The 24,868-nt window shown below is 49.2% G+C and carries 24 protein-coding genes and 1 pseudogene (1 of these 25 running past the window's edge); 18 read left to right on the forward strand and 7 right to left on the reverse strand.

Features of this window, described 5'->3' with window-relative positions; genetic code table 11:
* Nucleotides 1-216: 216 nt before the first annotated feature.
* The 7 genes and pseudogenes from N774_RS0111140 to N774_RS0111175 form a co-directional block, all read right to left on the reverse strand.
* A complete protein-coding gene (locus N774_RS0111140) occupies nucleotides 217-2,841 on the reverse strand; it encodes a cation-translocating P-type ATPase (protein ID WP_024861320.1) in 2,625 nt (874 codons plus the stop codon).
* 276 nt (nucleotides 2,842-3,117) lie between these two features.
* Nucleotides 3,118-3,465 (reverse strand): type II toxin-antitoxin system PemK/MazF family toxin, encoded by a 348-nt coding sequence (locus N774_RS0111145; RefSeq protein ID WP_024861321.1) that lies wholly within the window; start codon nucleotides 3,463-3,465, stop codon nucleotides 3,118-3,120.
* Between the two features lie 106 nt (nucleotides 3,466-3,571).
* Nucleotides 3,572-4,694, reverse strand: a pseudogene (locus tag N774_RS0111150) (acyltransferase family protein).
* Complete coding sequence (locus N774_RS0111160) at nucleotides 4,687-5,079, reverse strand: DUF2809 domain-containing protein (protein ID WP_024861324.1); 393 nt, start codon at nucleotides 5,077-5,079, stop codon at nucleotides 4,687-4,689. Before N774_RS0111160 ends, N774_RS0111150 begins: the two are co-directional and overlap by 8 nt.
* Complete coding sequence (hydF, locus tag N774_RS0111165) at nucleotides 5,076-6,275, reverse strand: [FeFe] hydrogenase H-cluster maturation GTPase HydF (protein WP_024861325.1); 1,200 nt, start codon at nucleotides 6,273-6,275, stop codon at nucleotides 5,076-5,078. Before hydF ends, N774_RS0111160 begins: the two co-directional genes overlap by 4 nt.
* A gap of 432 nt (nucleotides 6,276-6,707) precedes the next feature.
* The gene (locus tag N774_RS0111170; protein ID WP_024861326.1) at nucleotides 6,708-7,883 is read right to left on the reverse strand and encodes an NAD(P)-dependent malic enzyme; all 1,176 of its coding nucleotides are present in this window, start codon (nucleotides 7,881-7,883) and stop codon (nucleotides 6,708-6,710) included.
* Nucleotides 7,884-7,963: 80 nt separating this feature from the next.
* Nucleotides 7,964-8,908 carry an L-lactate dehydrogenase gene (locus N774_RS0111175; RefSeq protein ID WP_024861327.1) on the reverse strand — a complete coding sequence of 315 codons (945 nt, stop codon included), beginning with the start codon at nucleotides 8,906-8,908 and terminating at the stop codon, nucleotides 7,964-7,966.
* Nucleotides 8,909-9,289: 381 nt separating this feature from the next.
* Here N774_RS0111175 and N774_RS0111180 point away from each other — a divergent pair, with 381 nt between their 5' ends.
* From N774_RS0111180 to N774_RS0111265, 18 genes are all read left to right on the forward strand, one after another.
* Complete coding sequence (locus N774_RS0111180) at nucleotides 9,290-10,525, forward strand: argininosuccinate synthase (protein ID WP_024861328.1); 1,236 nt, start codon at nucleotides 9,290-9,292, stop codon at nucleotides 10,523-10,525.
* Nucleotides 10,526-10,740: 215 nt separating this feature from the next.
* The gene (locus N774_RS0111185) at nucleotides 10,741-11,157 is read left to right on the forward strand and encodes a GNAT family N-acetyltransferase (RefSeq protein ID WP_024861329.1); all 417 of its coding nucleotides are present in this window, start codon (nucleotides 10,741-10,743) and stop codon (nucleotides 11,155-11,157) included.
* Between the two features lies 1 nt (nucleotide 11,158).
* A complete protein-coding gene (locus N774_RS0111190; protein ID WP_024861330.1) occupies nucleotides 11,159-11,602 on the forward strand; it encodes a nucleoside deaminase in 444 nt (147 codons plus the stop codon).
* A 102-nt stretch (nucleotides 11,603-11,704) separates the two neighbouring features.
* On the forward strand, nucleotides 11,705-13,084 hold the full coding sequence (gene argH, locus N774_RS0111195) for an argininosuccinate lyase (protein WP_024861331.1): 1,380 nt from the start codon (nucleotides 11,705-11,707) through the stop codon (nucleotides 13,082-13,084).
* Nucleotide 13,085: 1 nt separating this feature from the next.
* Nucleotides 13,086-13,334: a hypothetical protein gene (locus N774_RS0111200; RefSeq protein ID WP_037280250.1), complete on the forward strand. Its 249-nt coding sequence runs from the start codon at nucleotides 13,086-13,088 to the stop codon at nucleotides 13,332-13,334.
* Nucleotides 13,335-13,650: 316 nt separating this feature from the next.
* On the forward strand, nucleotides 13,651-14,604 hold the full coding sequence (argC, locus tag N774_RS0111205; protein WP_024861333.1) for an N-acetyl-gamma-glutamyl-phosphate reductase: 954 nt from the start codon (nucleotides 13,651-13,653) through the stop codon (nucleotides 14,602-14,604).
* A gap of 40 nt (nucleotides 14,605-14,644) precedes the next feature.
* Complete coding sequence (locus N774_RS0111210; protein ID WP_024861334.1) at nucleotides 14,645-15,070, forward strand: contact-dependent growth inhibition system immunity protein; 426 nt, start codon at nucleotides 14,645-14,647, stop codon at nucleotides 15,068-15,070.
* The gene (argJ, locus tag N774_RS0111215; protein WP_024861335.1) at nucleotides 15,057-16,352 is read left to right on the forward strand and encodes a bifunctional glutamate N-acetyltransferase/amino-acid acetyltransferase ArgJ; all 1,296 of its coding nucleotides are present in this window, start codon (nucleotides 15,057-15,059) and stop codon (nucleotides 16,350-16,352) included. Before N774_RS0111210 ends, argJ begins: the two co-directional genes overlap by 14 nt.
* Before the next feature lie 42 nt (nucleotides 16,353-16,394).
* A complete protein-coding gene (locus N774_RS0111220; protein ID WP_024861336.1) occupies nucleotides 16,395-17,150 on the forward strand; it encodes a hypothetical protein in 756 nt (251 codons plus the stop codon).
* Between the two features lie 27 nt (nucleotides 17,151-17,177).
* On the forward strand, nucleotides 17,178-17,825 hold the full coding sequence (locus N774_RS0111225; RefSeq protein WP_024861337.1) for a hypothetical protein: 648 nt from the start codon (nucleotides 17,178-17,180) through the stop codon (nucleotides 17,823-17,825).
* A gap of 5 nt (nucleotides 17,826-17,830) precedes the next feature.
* Complete coding sequence (locus tag N774_RS0111230; protein WP_024861338.1) at nucleotides 17,831-18,490, forward strand: hypothetical protein; 660 nt, start codon at nucleotides 17,831-17,833, stop codon at nucleotides 18,488-18,490.
* A 5-nt stretch (nucleotides 18,491-18,495) separates the two neighbouring features.
* Nucleotides 18,496-19,350: a hypothetical protein gene (locus N774_RS0111235; protein ID WP_024861339.1), complete on the forward strand. Its 855-nt coding sequence runs from the start codon at nucleotides 18,496-18,498 to the stop codon at nucleotides 19,348-19,350.
* 16 nt (nucleotides 19,351-19,366) lie between these two features.
* Nucleotides 19,367-20,233, forward strand: coding sequence for an acetylglutamate kinase (argB, locus tag N774_RS0111240; protein WP_024861340.1), 867 nt, complete (start codon nucleotides 19,367-19,369; stop codon nucleotides 20,231-20,233).
* A gap of 243 nt (nucleotides 20,234-20,476) precedes the next feature.
* Nucleotides 20,477-21,646 carry an aspartate aminotransferase family protein gene (locus N774_RS0111245; protein ID WP_024861341.1) on the forward strand — a complete coding sequence of 390 codons (1,170 nt, stop codon included), beginning with the start codon at nucleotides 20,477-20,479 and terminating at the stop codon, nucleotides 21,644-21,646.
* Nucleotides 21,647-21,648: 2 nt separating this feature from the next.
* The gene (locus N774_RS0111250) at nucleotides 21,649-22,110 is read left to right on the forward strand and encodes a hypothetical protein (protein WP_024861342.1); all 462 of its coding nucleotides are present in this window, start codon (nucleotides 21,649-21,651) and stop codon (nucleotides 22,108-22,110) included.
* Between the two features lie 26 nt (nucleotides 22,111-22,136).
* The gene (gene argF, locus N774_RS0111255; RefSeq protein WP_024861343.1) at nucleotides 22,137-23,042 is read left to right on the forward strand and encodes an ornithine carbamoyltransferase; all 906 of its coding nucleotides are present in this window, start codon (nucleotides 22,137-22,139) and stop codon (nucleotides 23,040-23,042) included.
* A gap of 106 nt (nucleotides 23,043-23,148) precedes the next feature.
* The gene (locus N774_RS18335) at nucleotides 23,149-24,408 is read left to right on the forward strand and encodes a dockerin type I domain-containing protein (RefSeq protein WP_024861344.1); all 1,260 of its coding nucleotides are present in this window, start codon (nucleotides 23,149-23,151) and stop codon (nucleotides 24,406-24,408) included.
* Nucleotides 24,409-24,583: 175 nt separating this feature from the next.
* On the forward strand, nucleotides 24,584-24,868 hold the 5' portion of the coding sequence (locus N774_RS0111265) for a hypothetical protein (RefSeq protein ID WP_024861345.1). The gene runs 213 nt beyond the window's last position; only the first 285 of its 498 coding nucleotides appear in the window; the start codon lies at nucleotides 24,584-24,586; its stop codon lies off the right edge, out of view.

The following is a 24,868-nucleotide window of genomic DNA, read 5'->3' on the forward strand; positions in this document are numbered from 1 at the left end:
AGGGTCACGGCTCCTGTTGGGAGATTATCCGCCCGAGCCGTTAGCCATTAGCTTTGCCGAGCCCACGAACGGGATTCCAAAGGGAGTATACTCCCTTTGGTCAGGTCAAGGGTTACTCCCCACAGGGTGGGGAGATGTCGCAATGCGACAGAGGGGACGGACCCGATTAGGGGGACAGCCCTTGTGGGGTGTGGGGCAAAGCCCCGCAGTTACGAATCACTTTTTGCTGAAAATGCTGCTTATCAAGGGCACAGCCGCACTGAATCCAAGTGCCGTCAGCAGCTGCGGTGTGGTGAGTGTTACGGTGCTGAACACCATTTGCAGCTGGGGCAGCATTACCGCTGCGGCAAGGACTGCGGCGGATATGACCACCGCGAATACCAGCTTCATATTGCCGAACGGATTCATGCGGAACAGGCTGCGGCGCTCCGAGCGGCATTCAAAAACATGTATGAGCTGAGACACCACAAGTGTTATGAGCGCAGCTGTGCGGCAGGCTTCAAGAGTGCCCCCAAGCCGCATGACAGCGGTGAAGCTTGCCAGAGTTGACAGCCCGATGAATATGCCGCGAATGACTATCTTCCACATAAGACCGCCTGAGAAGAAGCCTTCATTTGAGCGCCGCGGCGGACGGTTCATTATGTCCTTTTCGGGGAGCTCCATACCCAGAGCCACCGCAGGGAGTCCGTCTGTGACCAGATTCACGAGGAGTATCTGCACGGGCAGCAGAACCACGGGCATGCCCATGAGTATGCCGAGGAACATGGTCAGCACCTCGCCGATGTTGCAGGACAGCAGATACCGCACGAACTTCCGTATATTGGCATAAACGCAGCGCCCCTGCTCGACGGCGCTGACCAGTGTGGCAAGATTGTCGTCCATAAGTATCACGTCCGCAGCCTGTTTTGTTACATCGGTGCCTGTAATGCCCATAGCTACGCCCACATCGGCTTCCTTGACCGCAGGAGCATCATTCACGCCGTCCCCTGTCATGGTGACTATCTCGCCGCGGCGCTTGAAGCTCCGCACGATACGCAGCTTATGTACGGGCTCAACGCGGGAAAAGACCGTGTATTTGCCGATTATTTTGTCCAGTTCCTCGTCGGAGAGAGCGTTCAGCTCCTCACCCGTCATAGCCAGACCGCCTTTGAGCAGACCTGCCTTTTTTGCAACTGCCACGGCGGTATTTTTATGGTCGCCCGTTATCATGACAGTTTTCACGGAAGCCGCCCCGCACTTGCGGATAGCGGTCTTTGCTTCCTCACGGGGCGGGTCGGTCATGCCTGCAAAGCCCAGAAATACAAGGTTCCCACGGTCAGGTTCGAGAGTTTCGGAGCTGCACATGGCAAGGGCAAGAACTCTCAGCGCTCTGTCGGACATTTCCGCAGCCTTTTTCGCAAGCTCCCGTCTGACAGCAGCACTCATGGGTACGGGAGTGCCGTTTCCGCTGATATACTGAGAGCAGCGGGGGAGCAGCACTTCCTCGGCGCCCTTGAAGTACATACGCTTTTCACTGCCGCAGGAGCAGTGCACCGCCATGAAACGGGTCTCGCTGTCAAATGGGTACTCGCCCAAAGTGCGGCAGCTCCCCGAAAGTGACTCCTTTGTGATGCCTGCCTTAGCCGCAGCAATGAGCAGAGCCGCTTCGGTGGGGTCTCCTGTGACCTGCCATTCGCCTCTGCCTGCAAGGGCGCCCCTGTTGCGGCTTTTTGGAGTTTCCTGAGTGCTTATCTCCGCCGTAGAGCAGAGAACTCCGCACCGCAGAGCCTCAGTGAGAGCCTTTTCTGCCGCGGGATTTACGGCGATATCATCACCTTTGGTAACGGCTCCGCTGACACGGTAGCCCATGCCGCTGAAATGGTAGTCCGCCCCTGCTGTGGAAAGCTCCGTGACGGTCATTTTGTTCTCGGTGATAGTGCCCGTTTTGTCGGAGCATATCACGGAGGTACAGCCCAGTGTTTCAACGCTGTGGAGCTTGTTCACAAGGGCTTTCTGTTTCAGCATACGGCTGACCGCCAGTGCAAGGGCTATGGTAACAGTTGCAGGCAGTCCCTCTGGGATAGCGGCAATAGCTATGGTTATGCCCGTCATGAGCATATCGAACACATTCTCGCCGCGGAGAACGCCCGCACTGAAAACGGCTGCGCAGACAATAAGGCATATTATAGCGACCACCTTGCCAAGCTCCCCGAGGCGCTTTTGCAGGGGAGTCTGCTCCCTGTCGATGTCCGTGAGCATTTCCGATATCTTGCCCATTTGGGTGTTTTTGCCTGTGGCTATGACCCTTGCGCGGCACATGCCCTTAGTTGCGGAAGCTCCGCAGTAGACTATATTTGCCTTGTTCAGGGAGTTGTCGGTATCGTCGGGAGAGCCTGCGGTCTTGCCAACGGCTGCGGATTCGCCCGTGAGTACGGACTCGTCGGAGAAGAACCCCGCAGCCTTTATCACGGCGCAGTCCGCAGGTATGCGGTCGCCTGCTTCGAGCTCGATGATGTCGCCTGTGACAAGCTTGGAAGCCTCTATTTCGCGGAGCTTGTCATTTCGCCAGCACTTAGCCGTTGGCGAGGTCATGGAGCGGAGCGCCTCCAGAGTATGCTCGGTGCGGTACTCCTGTATAAAGCCCAGTATGGCGTTGAGGAGCACGATGAGTATGATGGTCACCGCGTCGGATATCTCCCCGAGAAGTATGGATATGACCGTAGCACCCAGGAGTATCATCACCATGACGTCCCTGAATTGTCCGAGGAATATCCTCATCGGACCTGTTTTCCTGCTTTCGGCGAGGACGTTTTCACCCTCGGTTTTGAGCTTTTCAGCGGCTTCGTTTTCTGTAAGTCCCATATTTTCACCCTTTCACAGATGTTGTCCTTAAAGGATATGTCCGTTATGGGACGGTTATGACAAGCCGTTAACAAGTGAGTAGTGAGTAGAAAGTAGTGAGTAGATTTGTAGGGAACGGCGCCCCCGCCGTTCCGCAAATACCGAAACAAACATAATGAACGTAATGTAGGGGCGGCGTTCCGCCGCCCGTCTTAATTGCATAGAAACTTGCGGGCGCCGAAACGGCGCCCCTACACTCTCAACTCTCAACTGGCAGGAACGCCGAAGGCGTGCCTGCTAAATTTCCAAGCCGAAGCTAATGGACAGAGCCGTGTCCACCTTATCCATTGAGTTAAGGTCGAGCTCCCCCATTTTGTCTTTAAGGCGGCGCTTGTCGATAGTGCGTATCTGCTCAAGAAGCACGATACTGTCCTTGGCAAGTCCGCATTTGTCCGCCTCCACCTCGATATGTGTGGGCAGGTGGTTCTTGTCGCGCTGACTGGTGATAGCCGCGGCGATGACCGTGGGACTGTGCTTGTTCCCCACGTCGTTCTGGACTATAAGTACAGGTCGGACTCCGCCCTGCTCAGAGCCCACAACGGGGCTGAGGTCTGCGTAGTATATTTCTCCTCGTTTGACTGACATGATATTTCTCCCTGTATATATGAATATTGGAACTGTCTTTATTATTGCCCCGAGGGCTGAGTTTATACAGCTTTTATTCATTATATGCCGTTGGAGAAACTTATGCTTATGAAGCTTTTTCGGGAGAGCTGTCCTTTTTTCTGAAAAATCCGAATAATGCCTTTTCGGTAGGGTCTGCCAGCAGATGCCTGTAGACTGCCGCTGCAATAAGAACTGCCGCAGCATAGCAGAGCCATACCGCCTTGGTGGAGTAGTTCAGTCCAAGCCCTGCATATTCGTCAATAGTCTTTATTGCGCACTGCACGGGGAAATGTACAAGGTATATCACTATGGAAAGGCTTCCCAGATATGCAAGGGGACGTATACCAAGTACAGTCCGCAGCCATGGTATGAACAGCACAGCCAGTATGAGGGCGGGAGCTATGCCGAGCATGAATGCCATGCGGAAGTCTCCCATGAATTCGGGTCTGAAACGGAGCACACAGTAGCTGAGGATAACTGCTGCGAGACATACATAGCCAAGCCTCTGTGACCTGAAACGCTCCCTGTTGCTGTAGACCGTGAAGAGTATGGCTCCTGTGAAGAAGCAGGCTATGCCTCGTCCCACAAGCTCGTTCCATACAGGGTAGTTCACACCCGAGAGAGTTATGGTAGTCCCTGCAAGAACTGCGGCGAAAAATGCATAGCATGCGTGGCGCTGATTTTTCACGCGGTAGAGTATGAAGTAGAACAGCAGGTAGCACAGCATGCATATGCTTATGCACCATGAGGGGGCGTCAAAGGACCAGTCCTTGCCGAAGAAGCCGTCCTGCATGAGCAGGAGATTGTATATCAGGTGCTGAATGTCGAAATTGCCGTATACAAAGGTGGTGCCGCACTTGTGATAGTAAGCCAGCTCCGTTATTATGGTGACAAGAGTAAAGAAAATAAAGGGCGGAATATATCTTCCTGAGCCGCTTTACTATGAAATCGCGGAAGCTAATGCGGTGTTCAAGCACTCTTTCGGAATACCCAAGCATCATTCCGAAGCCCGACAGCATGAAGAACAGCTCCACCATGAAGGAGCCGTATTTGTATGACATGGGGAAGGCTGAAAAGAAAGGAGAGCCGTCCTGTGGCTTGAAGTGCTGATAGTGCCAGAAAAATGCGATTATACAGGCGCCTATGCCTTTCATTCCGTCAATGGCGCCAAGATGGAGCTTTTTTGGAGCGTTGTTTTTTTCAGTCATTTGTTTTCCTCTTTTTTATTTGTTGGTACAGGAATATTTGCAGAAGCGTCACGGCAGTTCCCGCTGCGTAGCACCATAAGTCCTCGGGAGCATAGCTTGTGCCGATGATTATTCGGAGCAGCTCGTTCTTCACGCCGAGTACATCTGCGATATGAATTTTTTGCAGGAACTCCACAGCAAAGGAGAATACAAGTATGCCGACAGCAACGGCACAGGAATTGAATTTCCTCGGTACGAATGAGCGGAACAGGCAGTATATCACCCATACCACTATCACGTCGCCCATGTAGGCGCGTATGAATTTGCTGAAATAGAACATGCCTATGCATATCTCAACTCCCAGAAGCAGGAGAAAGCCTGCGATATAGGGCAGCCGCGCTTTCATTCTATTTTACCTGCAAGGTGGGGGAAGATGCCGAGACTGCGTCTGAGTATGCCGTTCATATGAGCGAGAGCTATGCCGTAGTTGGTAAATGGTACGTTCTGATCCTCGGCGGACTTGCGGCGGTAGACCATTTCGCGCTCGTTGAGCATACAGCCGCCGCAGTGTACCACAAGGCTGTATTTGGACAAGTCCTCGGGGAACTCACGTCCCGAGCTGAGCTCGATATCCAGCTCCTTGCCCGTAGTCTTTTTCAGCAGGGCAGGCAGCTTCACGCTGCCGATGTCGCCGCACTGGCGGTGGTGAGTGCAGCCCTCGGATATGAGGACGGTGTTCCCGTCTTTAAGGTTTTTTATGGCAGCTGCGCCCTTTACGGAGGTCTCAAGGAAGCCCTTGTACCGCGCCATGAGTATGGAGAACGAGGTAAGGGGCACGTCCTCGGGGACTATTTTGCTGACCATTGCGAATGCCTGACTGTCGGTGATGACCATTTTCGGGGGAGCAGCAAGCTTTTCAAGAGTTTCCGCAAGCTGGAACTCCTTGGTGAATACTGCCATTGCGTCAGCGTCGAGGATATCGCGGAGGGTCTGCACCTGGGGCAGTATCATTCGTCCCTTGGGTGCTGCCGCGTCTATGGGAGTTACAAGCACCACCATATCTCCCGGGCTGAGCATGTCGCCGATTATGCGCTTTTCCTCTGAGGGGAGCTTGGCAAGAGCCGCAATGCGCTCTTTCAGCTCATATATATTGGTACCGCTGAGTGCGCTCACTTCTATCTCATTGTCCTGACAGACACGCTTTTCGGCGATGTCGGACTTGTTGTAAACAGTGAGATATGGTATATCCTTTTCACCGAAAATGTCAATGAGCTGACGCTCGGTGTCGGTAAGTCCCACAGTGCCGTCAACTATGAGCACAGCAAGGTCCGTGCGGTTGAGTATCTGCTTTGTCTTGCGGACTCTCAGCTCTCCGAGAGTACCCTCGTCGTCAAAGCCCGGTGTGTCTATTATCACCACAGGACCCAAAGGGAGAAGCTCCATAGCCTTTGTGACGGGGTCTGTAGTAGTGCCCTTTACATCGGATACCACGGACAGCTCCTGACCCGTAACAGCGTTTACCACGCTGGATTTGCCTGCGTTTCTCCGTCCGAAGAAGCCTATGTGGACTCTCTCCGAGGAGGGTGTATCGTTTAAACTCATATTTATCATTCCTTTGTATGGGACGCCGAGGGTGGCGTTCCGAGTGGTTAGTGATTAGTGCTTAGTAGGGGACGGTGACTCCCTGTAGTACAGGGAGATGTCACGTAGTGACAGAGGGTCGCGGTTTCTGTTGGAAGTCCTCGACGTCCCGAGCCATTAGCCTGTAGGGGCGGATATTATCCGCCCGAGCCTTTAGCCGTTAACCATTAGCTGTTAGCTTGTAGGGGCGCCCTTTGGGCGCCCGTGTTGCAACTGATGGTTAAACTGCCGGACGCGCAATGCGCGTCCCTACATTCTCAACTAAAAAAGCCGCAGAGCAAAACGCTCCACGGCTTTAGTATATCATATTTTTCGTGCTTCTGCAAGCGTATAATAATTCCGAATTAAATCAGCCCCTGCATTTTTAACTCTCAACTCTCAATTCTCAACTCATCAGATGCGTGCTACGCCTGTGTCCTTTGCAGCCTGAGCAACAGCCTTTGCAACTGCCTGAGCTACTGACTTGTCCAGTGCGCTTGGGATAATGTAATCAGCGCTGAGCTTGTCGTCTGTAACGAATGAAGCTATAGCCTTTGCAGCAGCAATCTTCATAGCGTCGTTTATATCACTTGCGCGAACATCGAGAGCTCCGCGGAAGATACCGGGGAATGCAAGAACGTTGTTGATCTGGTTGGGGAAATCGCTTCTGCCTGTACCAACAACAGCTGCGCCTGCTTCCTTTGCGAGGTCAGGCATGATCTCGGGAGTAGGATTAGCCATTGGGAAGAGTATAGGCTTGTCTGCCATTGACTTTATCATTTCGGGAGTTACGCAGTTCGGAGCTGATACGCCGATGAATACGTCTGCGCCCTTGATGACTTCTTCGAGGCTGCCCTTTCTCATCTGCTGGTTTGTTATCTCAGCCATTTCGTCCTTCACAGGGTTCATGCCCTCGGGACGGCCCTTGTAGATAGCGCCGTTTCTGTCGCAGAGCACAACGTCTTTAAGTCCCATGGAGATGAGGAGCTTTATGATAGCGATACCTGCTGCGCCTGCACCGCTGGTAACTACTCTTATCTCGTCAAGCTTCTTGCCGACTACCTTGAGAGCGTTGAGCATAGCTGCGAGAGTAACAACAGCTGTACCGTGCTGGTCGTCGTGGAAGATCGGGATATCGCAGCACTCCTTCAGCTTCTTTTCAATCTCGAAGCAGCGGGGAGCGGAAATGTCCTCCAAGTTTACGCCGCCGAATGAGCCTGCAAGGAGACGAACTGTATTAACGATATCGTCAACATCCTTTGAGCGTACACACAGGGGGACTGCGTCAACGTCGCCGAATGCCTTGAAGAGTGCGCACTTGCCCTCCATAACAGGCATGCCTGCCTCGGGACCGATGTCGCCCAGACCGAGAACAGCTGTACCGTCTGTAACTACTGCGACCAGGTTTGAACGGCGTGTGAGCTCATAGCTCTTGTCAACGTCCTTCTGTATTTCAAGACAAGGCTGTGCAACGCCCGGAGTATAAGCCAGTGAGAGGTCGTCTCTTGTCTCAAGGGGAGCACGGCAGATAACTTCGATCTTGCCCTGCCACTCGTAGTGCTTTTTCAGTGATTCTTCTGCATAATTCATGGTATATATTTCCTTTCAGTTATTATTTCAAAAAAGCGGAGAACAGTGAGTTCTCCGCGAAAATGCATGGGTGCGGCTTCTCAGAACTGGATCTGATCTATAACGTTTCTCAGTGCCTTTGCACTTGCCTGAAGCTTTTCTATCTCCTTGTCGGTGAGCTTCGGCGAAACTTCTCTTTCGATACCGTTGCTTCCGATAACGCATGGGAGACTGAGGCAAACGTCGTTGATGCCGTATCTGTCGTTTATCATTGTTGATACTGTGAGAATGTTCTTGGCGTCACGGAGAACAGTGTCACAGATCTTGTTTACGCTCATTGCGATAGCGTAGAATGTAGCGCCCTTTCTCTTGATGACCTCAGCGCCTGCTCTGCGGACTTCGTCGATTATCTCGTCCTCGTCAAGGTCTGCGTGATCCTGATCTGCGCAGTACTCGTCAACAGGAACGCCTGCGATGTTCATAATAGACCACGGGATAAATGAGGAATCGCCGTGCTCGCCGAATACATAAGCGTGAATGCTGTTAGGGCTGAGACCTACGTGGTCGGCAATGATCGAACGGAGTCTTGAAGTATCAAGAGCTGTGCCCGAACCGATGACCTGATTGGGCTTGAGGTCTGTACACTTGAGGATAGTGTATGTAAGGATATCAACAGGGTTGCTGACAACTACATATATAGCGTCGGGAGCGTACTTAGCCACCTGAGGCATAACTTCCTTGATGATATTTACGTTTGTCTGTGCAAGGTCAAGACGTGTCTGACCGGGCTTTCTTGCAATACCGAGGGTAACTACTACTATATCGGAGTCCTTTGCGTCCTCATAGCCGCCGTCGAATATCTCAACGTTCTCGCCGAAGGAAACGCCCTGACGGATATCCATAGCCTCGCCCTTTGCCTTAGCCTTGTTTATATCAACAAGAACTATATCTGAGCATGTACCTGCAACAGCAAGGTTGAATGCAACAGAAGCGCCGACATTGCCTGCGCCGAGTATAGTTATCTTTGTTCCGTTTTTTTCAGCCATAATGTAAACCTCCCAGTTTATTAAGCCAATGTTCGTATCATCTCTCTTTAGCACTTTGCAGAGCTATATATATTACATTATAAACGTCGGATAAAAAAATATCAAGCAAATTTACAGGTTTTGCATAAAAATCGGAAATTCATACAAAACGCCGCTGCATTTAACAAGGCTTTTTAACTTTGGGACTAATTGGCAGGGCTGATTGCGGAATAAAGGCATTTGCACTGTGAAATGCATAATATTCGTATAAATGTGAATATTTTCAAAAATAATGAATATTTATGCAAATACCCTTGACAATATTTTGTTAAGTAGTATAATATACTTATATCGCAATCCGCGCGGCTTTTAAGCAGCGTTTATATTCAGGAGGTAATTACAATGGCTAACAAAAAGGATATCAAAAAGGTCGTTCTTGCATACTCTGGCGGACTTGATACTTCTATCATCATTCCGTGGCTCAAGGAAAACTACAATAACTGCGAGGTTATCGCTGTATCAGGCGACGTAGGACAGGGCACAGAGCTTGACGGACTTGAGGAAAAGGCTATCAAGACAGGCGCTTCAAAGCTCATCATCGCCGATCTCAAGGAGGAGTTCATTCAGGACTACGTTTATCCTACAGTTCAGGCAGGAGCTATCTATGAGAACAGATACATGCTCGGTACTTCCTTTGCTCGTCCTATCATCGCAAAGCGTATCGCTGAGATCGCTGTTGCCGAGGGCGCTGACGCTATCTGCCATGGCTGCACAGGAAAGGGCAACGATCAGGTAAGATTCGAGCTTGCTATAAAGGCTTTCGCTCCTGAAATGGCTATCATTGCTCCATGGAGAGAATGGGACATCAAGAGCCGTGACGAGGAGATCGACTACGCAGAGGCTCACAACATTCCTCTGAAGATCAACAGAGAGACAAACTACTCAAAGGATAAGAACATCTGGCACCTTTCACACGAGGGTCTCGATCTTGAGGATCCTGCAAACGAGCCGCAGTACGAGAAGAAGGGCTTCCTTGAAATGGGCGTATCACCTATCGACGCTCCTGACAAGCCTACATATATCACACTTCACTTCGAGAAGGGCGTTCCTACACAGCTGGACGGCAAGACCCTCAACGGCGTTGAGATGGTATCTGCTCTCAACAAGCTTGGCGGCGAGAACGGTATCGGTCTTGCAGACCTCGTTGAGAACCGTCTCGTTGGTATGAAGTCAAGAGGCGTTTATGAGACTCCCGGCGGTGCTATCCTTTACCACGCTCACGAAGTTCTCGAGACTATCACTCTTGACAAGGAGACTGCACGTATCAAGCAGTACCTCGGCATCAAGTTCGCTGATATCGTATACAACGGTCAGTGGTACACACCTCTCCGCGAGGCTCTCAGCGCATTCGTAAGCAAGACTCAGGAGAGAGTTACAGGCGATGTAAAGCTCAAGCTCTACAAGGGCAACATCATCAACGCAGGCGTAACTTCACCATACACACTCTATGATGAGGAAGTTGCTACATTCGATGAGGACGAGGTTTACAATCAGGCTGACGCAGCAGGCTTCATCAACCTCTTCGGTCTCCCGATAAAGGTCAGAGCACAGCTTGACAAGAAGCGCGGCAACAAGTAATATTGCTGACATCGGAATAAGTAAACGTTTCAGGCAGGGGAGCCTTCTCCTGCCTGTTACGATTTTCTTAAAAGTTGGCAGTTGAGAGTTTAGAGTTGAAAGTTAAGGAGCTGTCTTCGGCAGAATATCTGAATATGTGAGCGCAGCGAACACATTAACTCTCAACTCTCAATTCTCAACTCTCAACTGAAAAAATTTTGGAAAGGAGAATTACTATGGTAAAGATAAGGCTCATGACCATCAACGATTGGAAAGGCGTTGAGCAGGTCTGGAAAGACCACGAAGGCACAAACCCAGTTGACGACTGCGAGGAAGGCTTCACAAGATACCTGAAGCGCAATCCCGCCACAAGCTTTGTGGCTGTGGACGGCGACAGGATAATCGGTACGATACTGGCAGGTCATGACGGCAGGCGCGGTTTCTTTCATCATGTTGTAGTTGCTCCCGAGTACAGAAAAAAGGGCATAGGCGAGGATATGGTGAAACACGCCATGGAGGCTCTCGAAAAAGAGGGCATACAGAAAACGGCTCTGGTCGTCTTTGAGGACAACGATCTGGGGAACGGCTTCTGGGAGCACATAGGCTTCACTACAAGACCCGACCTTGTTTACCGCAACAAGTACGTAAAATAATATGGATAAATTCATGAAGATAGCCATTGACGAGGCTCGGACAGGCATCAACGCAGGTCACGGCGGTCCGTTCGGCTGCGTTATCGTCAGGGACGGCGAGATAGTCGGACAGGGGCACAACGAGGTCGTAAAACGCCACGACCCCACCTGCCACGGCGAGATAATGGCAATACGGGACGCCTGCGAAAAGCTGGGCACCTATGACCTCAAAGGCTGCGAGCTGTATACCACTGCAGAGCCCTGCCCCATGTGTGCAGGAGCTATAATGTGGGCTAATATCAAAAAGGTCTATTACGGCTGCAATATAAACGATACCGACAGTATAGGCTTCCGCGACAAGGCGTTTTACGAAGCTCCCGAGGATATCTCCGAGGAGCTCCACCGCGAGGAATGTCTTGAAGTGTTTGCCGAGTATCAGGCTTTGAGGCATAAGAAGCATTATTGATCTGTAGGGGCGCCCTTTGGGCGCCCGTCAGTGAACGTATAAATTGCGGGCGAACGCTGTTCGCCACCACAATCGTTTCAACAAACGTTAAGGAGAATGAATATGGCAGATATGATGTGGGCAGGAAGATTTTCAAAGCAGGTTGACGCAGGCGTCAACGCTTTCAATTCTTCAATTGCCTTTGACGGACGTATGTACCGCCACGATATACAGGGCAGTATCGCCCACGCTACTATGCTGGGAGACTGCGGCATTATCACCAAGGAGGACAGCCTCGAGATAATAGAGGGACTGAAAGGCATACTCGCTGATATCGACAGCGGCAAGCTGGAGCTGGACCCCAACGCCGAGGATATTCACATGTTCGTTGAGGCTGAGCTTACAAAGCGTCTCGGCGACGTGGGAAAGAGACTCCACACCTCACGTTCAAGAAACGATCAGGTGGCAGTTGACCTGAGACTTTATCTCCGCGACGAGATAGCCGAGATATATGCCATGGTAAAGGAGCTTGCTGTTACTCTGGTGAAAATGGCTAAGGAGCATACCGAGACTATAATGCCGGGATATACTCATCTCCAGAGAGCACAGCCCATAACCCTTGCACATCACCTTATGGCGTATGTGTGGATGCTTCTCCGCGATATGGAAAGATTACAGGATACCGCAAAGAGAATGAACTACTGCCCTCTCGGCAGCGGCGCTCTTGCAGGTACTACATATAAAACAAACAGAAAGCAGACCTCGGAGCTTCTGGGCTTTACGGCTCCCATGCCAAACAGCCTTGACGGCGTTTCCGACAGAGACTACTGCGTGGAGCTCAACTGCGCACTGTCACTGCTTATGACTCACCTTTCAAGATTTTCCGAGGAAATAATCCTCTGGTGCTCGTGGGAGTTCAAGTTCGTGGAGCTTGACGACGCATTTGCTACAGGCTCGTCTATCATGCCTCAGAAGAAGAACCCCGACGTTACGGAGCTTATCCGCGGCAAGACAGGCAGAGTAAACGGCGACCTCATGACTCTCCTCACAATGATGAAGGGACTGCCCCTTGCATATAACAAGGATATGCAGGAGGACAAGGAGGCTATCTTCGACGCAGTTGACAACGTAAAGCTTTGCGTAAAGACATTCACTCCCATGCTTGCAACTATGCGCGTTCTCAAGGACAACATGAGAAACGCCGCAGCAAGAGGATTCATAAACGCTACGGACTGCGCAGACTACCTCGTTAAAAAGGGCATGCCTTTCCGTGACGCATACAAGATAACAGGTACTCTGGTTGCTCAGTGCATAGAGAAAGGACTTACACTGGAGACTCTGCCGATTGCCGATTATAAGGCAATGACAGACCTCTTTACCGAGGACGTTTACGAGGCTATAAGCCTTGACACCTGCGTCCGCGAGAGAAAGTCCGAGGGCGGTCCGTCCCCTGACGCTGTCAGGGAGCAGATAGCTCTTGCTGAAAAGGCACTGGGACTCTGATATGAAGAAAAAAGACGTAGTATTCACCATAGGACTTACCATTCTTATGGGAGTTATATGGGCGATAGGCGAGCTCATAATGGGATTATGGCTTGCTGTTATCCCAAGTGCGCATATATTCTGGTTTGCGATCATAGTTGTCATCACGCTCGGCATAAGCGTATGGCACTCATTGATAGAGGACGGTTCCGATCTTGAAGACCCCAAGCGAGCCAAATACGAGCGCAAGGTCAACAAGCGCAGAAAATAGCCATTAGCCGTTAGCTATTAGCCATTAGCTTGTTGAGTTGGCTGAACATATGAATGGGATTCCAAAGGGGTCACTACCCCTTTGGTCAGGTCAAGGGTTACTCCCCACAGGGTGGGGAGATGTCGCAATGCGACAGAGGGGACGGACCCGATTAGGGGGACAGCCCTTGCGGGGTTCGGGGCAGAGCCCCGAATACGACAGGCGCTTCGCAAGGGGTGAATCCCGAAAACAATCCAGTGAATTGTTTTCGGGAGAGGGGACGCCTTGCAAGTGAAGGCGTCCCCTATGAAAGACACGAAAAACGGAGGAATTTACAATGTCAGTAAAAATATACATAGACGGTCAGGAAGGCACAACAGGCCTTAAAATACAGGAGCGCTTCAAGGACAGAAAAGACCTTGAGATAATGAAGATCAGCGAGGAGCTGAGAAAAGACCCTGCTGAACGTGCTCGTCTTATAAACAGTGCAGACTATGTGTTCCTCTGTCTGCCCGACGCCGCTTCCATCGAAGCTGTCTCCTTTATCGACAAGGACAACGACCACGTCCGTATCATCGACGCTTCCACAGCTCACCGCACAAATCCCGACTGGGCTTACGGTTTTCCCGAGCTCTCGTCCGAGCACAGGAAAAAGATAGAGACCTCAAACAGAGTAGCCGTTCCCGGCTGCTATGCAAGCGGCTTTGCTTCAATAGTTTATCCCCTTGTGAACAACGGCATTATCCCTGCGGACTATCCCGTATTTGCCTATGCTACATCGGGCTACAGCGGAGCAGGCAAAAAGGCTATTGCAGTATACGAGGGCGAGGACAAGCCCTTTGAGTTCAACAGTCCCCGTCAGTACGCACTCTCTCAGCAGCACAAGCACCTGCCTGAGATGAAAGCGGTATCGGGACTTACCTACACTCCCATGTTCAACCCAATGGTCTGCGATTACTTCAGCGGCATGGTGGTAAGTGTGCCCATACAGACAAGAACTCTTGACAAGAAAGTTACCGCACAGCAGGTGCATGAGATGTACTCAAAGCACTATGCAGGCGCAAATATGATAGAGGTAATGCCTCTCATGTCCGCAGACGAGCAGAAAGCGTTCTTCCTTGCTTCAAACACTCTCAGCGGTCAGAACAAAATGCAGGTTTTCGTATTCGGAAACGATGAACAGATACTCCTCTGCTCACGCCTTGACAACCTTGGCAAGGGCGCAAGCGGAGCAGCAGTACAGTGCCTTAATATAATGATGGGCATAGACGAGACAACAGGACTTGTCTGAGCCTTATGACTTTATTTCAATTATATCGGGGGGAAGTAAAATGAGCAAAACTTTAAAAGAGATCTATGAGTACGACCTTATCGAGGACGACGGCATAGATTACACCGTTGATGAGTGGTTCAACACTATCATGGCAAAGACCAAGGATCAGCTTACAGTTTCTGATGTGAGCCGTATGCTTCGTCAGAAGATATGCTCACGTGTGGCTATCAAGAGAGCCATTGAAATGCTCAACGACGATCCGTTCATCGGAGAGATGTTCGAGGGGCAGCTGATGTTCAACCTCTATGCAGGAAAGGAAAAATATCTTAAACTCTTCTATCACCAGATGGGACCCATGCTGGAGAACGCAGGTCTTATGGCAAAGTCCCACCACTGGGGCTCGGAGGAGGAAAAGAATGAATATATGGACATAATTTCAAAATTCGCCCGTAAGATCAAGGAGGAAACAAATGAAACTTGTTGAAGTCAAAGGAATATCTTTTGTAGAGGGCGGCGTATGTGCTGCCAAGGGCTTTAAGGCAAACGGCGTTCAGTGCGGACTTGCCCACAAGCCGCTGGGAGATATGGCAGAGGCTAATGCTGCCGCAAACAATGCTATTCCCGCAGCTAAGAAGAAAAACGACCTTGCACTTATCGTTGCCGATAAGATGTGCGAGGCTGCCGCAGTATATACCACAAATAAGGTAAAGGGTGCTCCCATACTCGTTACCAAGGAGCATATCCGCAACGGCAAGGCAAGAGCTGTTATCGTTAACTCGGTAAACGCCAATACCTGCAACCCCGACGGCGTTGAGAAGGCTGTGAAGATGTGTCAGCTGGCTGCAAAGTCACTGGGTATCGACGAGAACGACGTTATCGTAGCCTCCACAGGCGTTATCGGACAGGTGCTCCCTATAGAGCCTATCGCAAACGCTATGGACGACCTTACAAAGGGCCTTACCTACGACGGCAACAAGAGAGCTCTTGAAGCTATAATGACTACTGATACAGCCGAAAAGGAAATAGCCGTACAGTTTGAGCTGGGCGGAAAGACCTGCACCATGGGCGGCATGCTCAAGGGCAGCGGCATGATACACCCCAATATGGCTACAACACTTACATTCCTTACTACAGACGCCGCTATCTCCTCAGAGATGATACAGCGTGCCCTCAGCGACATCGTAAAGGTAACTCTCAACAGAGCAAGCGTTGACGGAGACACCTCCACAAACGATATGGTTTGCATAATGGCTTCGGGCGACGCAGGCAATAAGCCTGTCACCAACGATGACGGCGATTTTGAGAAGTTCAGACATGCTCTCTATGCTATCATGATGAACCTTGCACGTATGATGGCTCGTGACGGCGAGGGCGCTACAAAGCTCATCGAGTGCGCAGTAAGAGGCGCTGAGTCAGACGCCATAGCAGAAAAGGTGGCAAAGTCCATTATCGGTTCAAGCCTTATCAAGGCTATGATATTCGGCGAGGACGCCAACGCAGGCAGAATATTCTGTGCTCTCGGTTACTCAGACGCTGACTTCGATGTTTCAAAGGTGGATATAGAAATGGCTTCCGACAGCGGAGTTATCCCGCTGGGCAAGAAGGGCTGCGTTATAGAGTTCTCAGAGGAGCTTGCAGCACGTATCCTTAAAGAAGAGGAGATAAAGATACTGGTATCTCTCGGCGACGGCAAGGGCAGAGCCATTGCATGGGGCTGCGACCTTACCTACGATTACGTAAAGATAAACGGAGACTATCGTTCATAATATCTGAAACAGGCTACTTAGTTTTTCAAGGCAGGTGAGGAAATGTTCGGAAGAAGAAAAGAAGAGGACTACGATGAATATAATGAAAAGTACGCCGCCAAGTATGACGACGACTATATAGCTCCCTCAAAGGAATACCGTCAGGAGTGCGGCCACAGTCATGAGCAGTCCTACAGCAACATAAATACGGTCGAGGAATGTCATCACAGCCACGAACAGACCTACAATGATGCGGACATCGAACAGCATTCCTACGACAGCTATGCCAGCCTTGAAAGCCGCTTTCAGCCCTTTCTTGTTTCCAATGAGCACCTGCTCTGGGTGGGGGGCTACGATAAGAAGTCGCCCAAGCCCGTACAGCAGAGAAAAAAGGACAGAAAGGCACGCACTATACTCATACTCATATCGATCGCGCTGATAGTTCTGGGCTGTATCACAAATGCCCTTTGCGCACTGTCCTTCATTGGCTTTATCATGCTGATAATAACTCTTGTTTCCGCAGCAGGCGGCTTCAATCAGGGCATATACGCCATAACCGATATGAGAGTCATCAACGTCAGGAACAACAGACCTGTGTTCGCTCCTCTTGTTGAGATATCCAATATAAATGCTGTTACAGGCTCTAATAATACGGGCTATGTGACATATAACACCAGGCGTCCCGTCCGTGTGGGACAGCAGGCGCAGAACGGCGGGTACAGGTCGGTCATATCAAACATCAATGATCCTCAGAGAGTGAAGCGCATATTGCAGGACGCCGTTCACGGAGCAATGGTCAACAAACAGAGATTCAGTTAAAGCTACAGATCAAGGCAGGTGAGGCAGATGTTCGGGAAGAAAAAAGAAGAATGGGAATATATCGGAACCGAAAACTACTTTCAGAATGAAGACTGTTATGAGGAATACAACGGAAAAATACGTCCGACTACCGAATATCTGACAGGTATTTTCAAGCCTTATCTTTATAAAGACGAGCAGATACTCTGTGTGTTTGGAAACGGAGAAGCTGACGGATACTTAGACGAGGATAAATTGAAAAGAAATGCGCTTAAAGCGCTTATGATAACAGCGCCCTCCTGTATAGCTGTTTTTGCTTTTGTGTATCTCATAGACGGCTGGCCGAGAAATCTGTTAGCGTTTTTTATAATGTTTCTTATTACCGGTATACCTACAATTGCTTTCCTTACTATATTTCTTTATGTGGCTATGAGCAGTTCTTCCATCAAAGCCAATTATGCTGTAACAAACAAAAGGATACTTGCTATGGTGCAGAATGAATGGCAGGAGATCAGCTTGACGAATGTTGTGGAAACAAGAGTCCGTAAAAAACAGGGATCAATTATCGTGACTTCAAAAGCCGACGGACGCATGGATCGTATGGGTATATTCCATGTCAGCGACCCTGTTGTGGCAAAAAATCTGATCGATGATATCATAGAAAAGTGCAAGGCTGCTGAAGCTCAGGGCAGGTGATCAAAATGTTCGGGAAGAAAAAAGAAGAAGAATGGGAATTTATCGGATCGGATGACTACTTTCAGAAGGAAAAATACGGTCAGATAGCCGATGAAGAATATCGTAACAAACAAAGAACAAGTCCCGAATATCTTTCACAAAAGTTCAAGTCGTACCTTGAGGACGGCGAAGAGATACTCTTTACTATAGGCGGCGTTAACAACAAGAAAAAAACGACTGCTCTCAGAATAACGGTAGCGGTATTTCTTATAGGTTTCATTCTGTCTTTTTTATTAGACTTCGTTGCTGAATCGCCTCCGTGGATACTTGAGGCTTTGTCCATGTTTTTTTCTGCGGTGTCGCTCCCGATACTTATAATGTCGGGATTAGTATTGTACATCAGGCATGTAACGAACTACTCCCCCAATACAAACTACGTTATAACCAGCGAAAGGATCTTGTCAGACAGATACAATATGTTCAATAGCATATATTTTCGTAACATTATGAGTGTAGAGGCTAAAGTGACTGGCGAAACTATGGGAAATATCAGCGTGAAATATATGGATAGACCTCAAAGCTCCAGAACTTGTACGATATATGATGTTCAGGATCCGTTTGGTGTTAAGGAAATAATTGATAATGCCATAGAAAAGTTTAAAGCTGATGAAGCTCGGGGCAGGTGAGGCAGATGTTCGGAAAGAAAAACGAGAAAGAAGAAGACTGGGAATATATCAGTGCCGAGGATTATTTTGACGAAAATGAATACGGCAGGATAATGACGGAAAAGGATAAAAAGGAGAAAGTAATAAAAAACAACTCCAATACAGAATTCCTTGAAGAACTGTTCAGACCTCACCTTATGCGTGATGAACAGCTGCTGTGTGTTATCGGAAGCGGCAAAGGAGATAACGAAAGTCCTTTTGAGAATGAGAAATCTCAGAAAGTCGGCAAAAAGATCGCGATCGTCCGCAATGTTCTTGTTTCTATGTTTATTATCGGAGTATTGTTGGCTGTTTTCGGAAAACAGGGACTCATTGGTACCTTTATGATCCTGCCTTTGATAATTATATCCTATCTTCTTCCTGTTGTCCTTGCAGTAGGAGTAGCATTGCTTATTATATGGGGGATAAAAGGCGCTCCGAAGAGCATGAACTATGCCGTAACAAACAAAAGGATAATTTCCTACGGATATCAATATTTTCAGTCGATACGTCTGAGAGAGATAACTGATGTGAGCGTCCGGATGAAAGATAACAATACGGGAAAGATCACCGTAAGAGCAAAGGGAACAGGTATAGATTCCTCCCTTTACAGTATTGTATATATTCCCTCTGTAAACGACCCGTTCAGGGTAAAGATGATAATAGAAAAAGCTAAGGAAGAAATACTCAGAAATCCAAGCGATGATCCCTTTAGCTGTCAGCCGGAATATGTTCCGCAAAGACCGAGCGCTCCGCATAAACCGGACGTCCCGCTGACAATGTATGATAAGAAAATAAGAACTCCGTATAATTCACGCAGTTCAGATAATATGAATGATTAAAAGGAAGTAAAGAAAGATGGAAAAGATCTCAAACAACGACAAGTCGCAGGTGCTCATAGACGCCCTGCCCTATATCCAGAAGTACAATAACAAGATACTTGTTATCAAGTACGGCGGAAACGCCATGACAAACAAGGAGCTCAAGGACGCTGTAATGACGGATATCGTTCTCCTTTCGCTGGTAGGCGTAAAGGTGGTTCTGGTACACGGCGGCGGTCCCGAGATAAGCGATATGCTGAAAAAGCTTAATATCGAGAGCCGCTTCGTGAACGGTCTGCGCTACACCGATGACGCAACTGTTGACGTGGTAAAAATGGTGCTTTCGGGCAAGGTCAACAAGGAGCTGGTACAGCTTCTGGCACAGCACAAGGGCAGCGCAGTAGGCCTCTGCGGTATCGACGGCGAAATGCTCATGGCTGAGAAGAAAAAGACAGACGACGGTCAGGAACTGGGCTGGGTAGGCGAGATAACAAAGGTGAACACAAAGCCTATCACAGACGCTTTAGCAAACGGCAATATCCCCGTTATAGCTACAGTTGCCACCGACGAGGAGGGCAATACTTACAATATCAACGCCGATACGGCTGCTGCAAGAATAGCTGCTGAGCTTGGCGCAGAGAACCTTATCCTTATGACTGATATCGCAGGACTTCTCCGCGATAAGGACGACCCGTCCACACTTATCCCCGAGGTAAACGTCAGCGAGGTGCCTTTCCTGAAAATGCAGGGCATCATCTCGGGCGGCATGATACCTAAGATAGACTGCTGTGTAGAGGCAGTCAGACGCGGCGTCCACAAGACCGTTATCATCGACGGAAGAGTGCCTCACTCCATTCTCATTGAGATTCTTTCCAATGAAGGAATCGGTACACAATTCGTATAATTATAGTGCCTCGCACATACGCAAACTAACGTTTGCTCCGTGCGGATCGGCAAATAGCAAACGCCAAAACATTTTGTCGTTTGCTATACGTTTAATAATTACAAATACCCGTAAAATAATTTACTTGTATACAAAAAATTTACTTATAATAAGTATAGTTTGATTGATTGTGACTACCTTTCGGCGCTATAATAATAGTGTGTCTGATAAAGTCCAAGGTAGTCTGCCCCAAGGAGGACTTTTATGAATACTATAGATAAATTTAATTCCCACGTTATGCAGTCCTACGGACGCTACCCACTCGTTATGGAGCAGGGCAGCGGCAGACGCTGTAAGGACGAAAACGGCATGGAATACATCGACTTCGGAAGCGGTATCGGCACCAATTCTCTCGGATACTGCGATGACAAGTGGGCTGACGCTGTGTGCGCTCAGGTAAGGACTCTCCAGCACAGCTCCAATTACTACTACACAAAGGTACAGGCGGATTTCGCCGACAGGCTCTGCAATATAGCAGGCTACAAGTCGGTGTTCTTCTGCAACAGCGGCGCAGAGGCTAATGAGTGCGCTATCAAGGTGGCAAGGAAGTACAGCTTCGATAAATACGGCAAGGGCAGGCATACGATCATTACCCTTGTGAATTCCTTCCACGGCAGGACCATCGCAACTCTTTCCGCTACAGGTCAGGATGTGTTCCACAACTACTTCTTTCCGTTCGTAGAAGGTTTCGTGAATGTTACCGCAAACGATATCGACGACCTCAAGGCAAAGCTTGAGGACAAGACAGTATGTGCGGTAATGCTCGAATACGTTCAGGGCGAGGGCGGCGTCATTAAGCTCGATAAGGAATTCGTAGACGCGGTGTATGAGCTTTGCGCTCCAAAGGATATACTTGTTATCGCCGACGAGATACAGACAGGCGTAGGACGTACAGGTAAATTCCTTGCAGGAGACCACTTCGGCAAAAAGGCTGATATCACTACTTTAGCAAAGGGCATCGCAGGCGGTATCCCTATGGGAGCTTGTCTCGTCAACGAAAAATGCAGCGGAGTCCTCACAGCAGGTACTCACGGCTCTACCTTCGGCGGCAATCCTATCGCCTGTGCAGGCGGTCTTGCAGTGCTCGACAGGATAGAGAGCGAGGGCTTCCTCGATGATGTGTGCAAAAAGAGCGAGCTTATCAGGACAGAGCTTGAAAAGTGCAGCGAGGTAGAAGCTGTAAGCGGGCTCGGTCTCATGGTAGGCATAAAGCTGAAGAGCAAGGACGCTCACGATGTAGCGCAGAAGGCTCTTGACAGCGGACTTCTTATCCTCACAGCAAAAGAAAAGGTAAGACTTCTTCCACCGCTGACCATATCATATGACGAGCTAAAGGACGGATTGAAAATTCTGATAGAGATACTGGAGGAATGATCATGGAGCTTAAAGTAATAGGAAAAGGTCCTAAGTATACTGTACTTGATAAGAACGACAAGCTGCTTTATTCCATAAAGAAAAAAGGCTTCAGCGCACGTTACAATCTTATGGACGCAAGCAATTATAACCTCTATACTCTCGTTCAGACAGGTGATGCAAAGAGACCTACATTTACTATAATCCTCAATGACAACGTATTTATGACAATGGAGTGCACTTCCATGTTCCTCGACCCGACGATCAAGGTCAGACATAAGACTATGAAGTTTGAGATATCCAGCAAGGACAGAAAGGAATTCAATATTATCCTCGACGGAAACACCGTAGGACATATCCAGAGCCTTGTGGGAGTCAACGGAGAGATGCAGTTCTATATCAACGTTGATAATACGGCATTTGACGATTATATCCCACTGTTTGCAGTGGCTATAGATAAAGCGTTCACAGAAATGAACAGATGATTTTTTGACATGAAAGGATAGAAAATATGAAACATTTACTTAAAATGCTCGACCTGAGCACAGAAGAGATAATCGAGATACTCAACCTTGCAGACCAGCTCAAGTATGAGCTCAAGCACGGTATCCCACACCCGCACCTCAAGGGCAAGACTCTCGGAATGATATTCCAGAAGGCTTCCACACGTACCCGTGTATCCTTTGAGACAGGCATGTATCAGCTTGGCGGCTATCCGCTGTTCCTCTCCTCAAACGATCTCCAGATCGGACGCGGAGAGCCTGTACAGGATACAGCAAGAGTTCTCTCACGCTACCTTGACGGCATTATGATACGTACCTTCGAGCAGAAGGAAGTCGAAGACCTTGCAGAGTACGGCTCTATCCCCATAATCAACGGACTTACAGACTTCTGCCACCCCTGTCAGGTGCTTGCCGACCTCATGACTATCCGTGAGTTCAAGGGCAGCTTCGACGGACTGAAGATGTGCTTCATCGGCGACGGAAACAACATGGCTAACTCACTTATCGTAGGCTGCTTAAAGGTAGGCATGAGCGTGTCTATCGCTTGCCCCGACGACTATCAGCCTCCAAAGGAGATACTTGACTTCGCAAAGGGCTACGGCGACAAGTTCGAGATGACAAACGTACCTATGCAGGCTGCAAAGGGCGCAGACGTGCTCATCACTGACGTATGGGCTTCCATGGGTCAGGAGGGCGAAGCCGAGAAGCGCCGTAAGGCATTCGCAGGCTACCAGATAAACGACGAGCTCATGGCTCAGGCAAACGGCGGTGCTATGGTGCTCCACTGTCTCCCTGCACACCGTGAGGAGGAGATCACAGAGAAGGTATTCGAGGCTCACGCAAACGAGATATTCGAGGAAGCCGAGAACCGTCTCCACGCTCAGAAGGCTGTAATGGTAAAGCTTATGGCATAATATACATAAAAAGCCGTGATAGAGATACCGCGGCTTTTTTTATAATAATACAGCGCTGCAGTATTCGGGGCGTCATACCGACACGGCGCAGGAATGGAGGAGAACTATGAAAAAACTCATTGCTCTGGCAGCTTCTGCTGCAATGACAGCTGCCCTTATCAACTGTATGCCTGCGGCTTCTGCGGGTACTGGACTGGGAGACGCCAATGCTGACGGCAAGGTAAACGCACTTGATGCTTCGGAGATACTCTGCTATTATGCCGAGATGTCCGTGAGCTCCGCTGAGGATTCGGCTCCTGAAGCGCCGCACAACAGCGACATGAACAAGGACGGAGTAATAAATGCCGCAGACGCTTCATATGTTCTTTCTTACTATTCCTACACAGCTACAGGCGGAACGGTCACTCCCGAGAATTATGTCAAGATATCGTCCACGACTAAGGATATTACGTTAAGTGCGGACTGTTCGGCTAAGATGAAGGCAGACAACTATGTGAATGTCAGCTGGCGGAGCTACGAAAACAATGGATCGGTGCTTAAAAAGATAGGCGACAAGTGCAGTATAGCGGGCTACAGAATAAAAATGTACAGCCAGAGCTATAACAGCGGCTCAGATAAGACCGTCAGAAAAGATCTTGCGTCCTATGAAGTCCGCAGCGCCAAGGACGTTGAGCAGAAGAATCTATACGGCGAGGGAACCACTGTATATAAGCAGGCTAAGGTAAAAATACCTGAGGATATCAGCTTTGACCCACAGCTGGATTACGGCTTTGAGATATCTGCCATTGCAGATATAAACGGTATCGAGGTCAATGTGGCGACTCATCAGACAGCCCTCATCAACAAGACAGAGCTTATCGTGAATACAGCGAAGCTCACACCTCACGATAACTATCCGCTGTACAATATAAAGGGAAGCACTCCGAAACAGACAGCTACCTACATCGTTACCGCCGAGGACAAGAAGATACTGGACAAGTTTGCGGAGGAGAATTTTACTCCCGATATGAGCAATTATGATAAGATAGAGTGCCTGTGGCGCTGGGTAAACAAGAACATTACCTACGCAAGCGGCGACCTTTATAAGGAGATAGCCTCCGATTCGTGGGTATCAGCCTGTCTGGTGAAGAAAAAGGGACAGTGCCTGCAATATAACGGAGCCGTAGCGGAGCTTCTGGCGTATATGGGCTATGATGTGTATATGCTTGAGATGTGGCTGGGTGCAAACAACACAAATCAGCATTTCCGCACAGAGGTCAACATCGACGGAAATGCATACAGCATCGAGGTTGGCAACGACGGCGCATATTCGGGCTGGATGTGGCTTTTTGAGCCTATAGAGTCAAGCATTAAGGGCGCACAATAATAAGAGGGCTGCTTCTTATTGACAAATATCACAAAAAAAGCCGAAAATATATATAAGGGCGGACAGTATAAACTGTCCGCTTTTTTATTGACAAACTGCCCAAAAAATGGTATTATTTCATTATAAAGGACAGTAACCGCTGTTCGCTTTTTATAAGTCAAAGCGGGGGATAATTATGAAAAAGCTGAAAGTGACATATATGCCGCCTTTAGCGGCTGTTATTGCTGTTATTTTATGGATCTGTACAGGTTATATCGGTGCGCAGTTCTTTGGCGTTGCGGGCTTCTGCGTGGGCGTGCTCGTAGGACTGGGTATTTACAATGTTGTCCGCAGTATCGGCACAACTGTGCAGTTTGGCAAGGGAAATGTTATCGACTGTAAGTATTTCTTTTATAAATGGAAAATAGATCTTGAAAAGATCGACACGTTCTCGTATTCGATAGAATCTCACCTCACAAGG

Source organism: Ruminococcus flavefaciens AE3010, from assembly GCF_000526795.1.
GTDB lineage: Bacteria > Bacillota > Clostridia > Oscillospirales > Ruminococcaceae > Ruminococcus > Ruminococcus flavefaciens_D.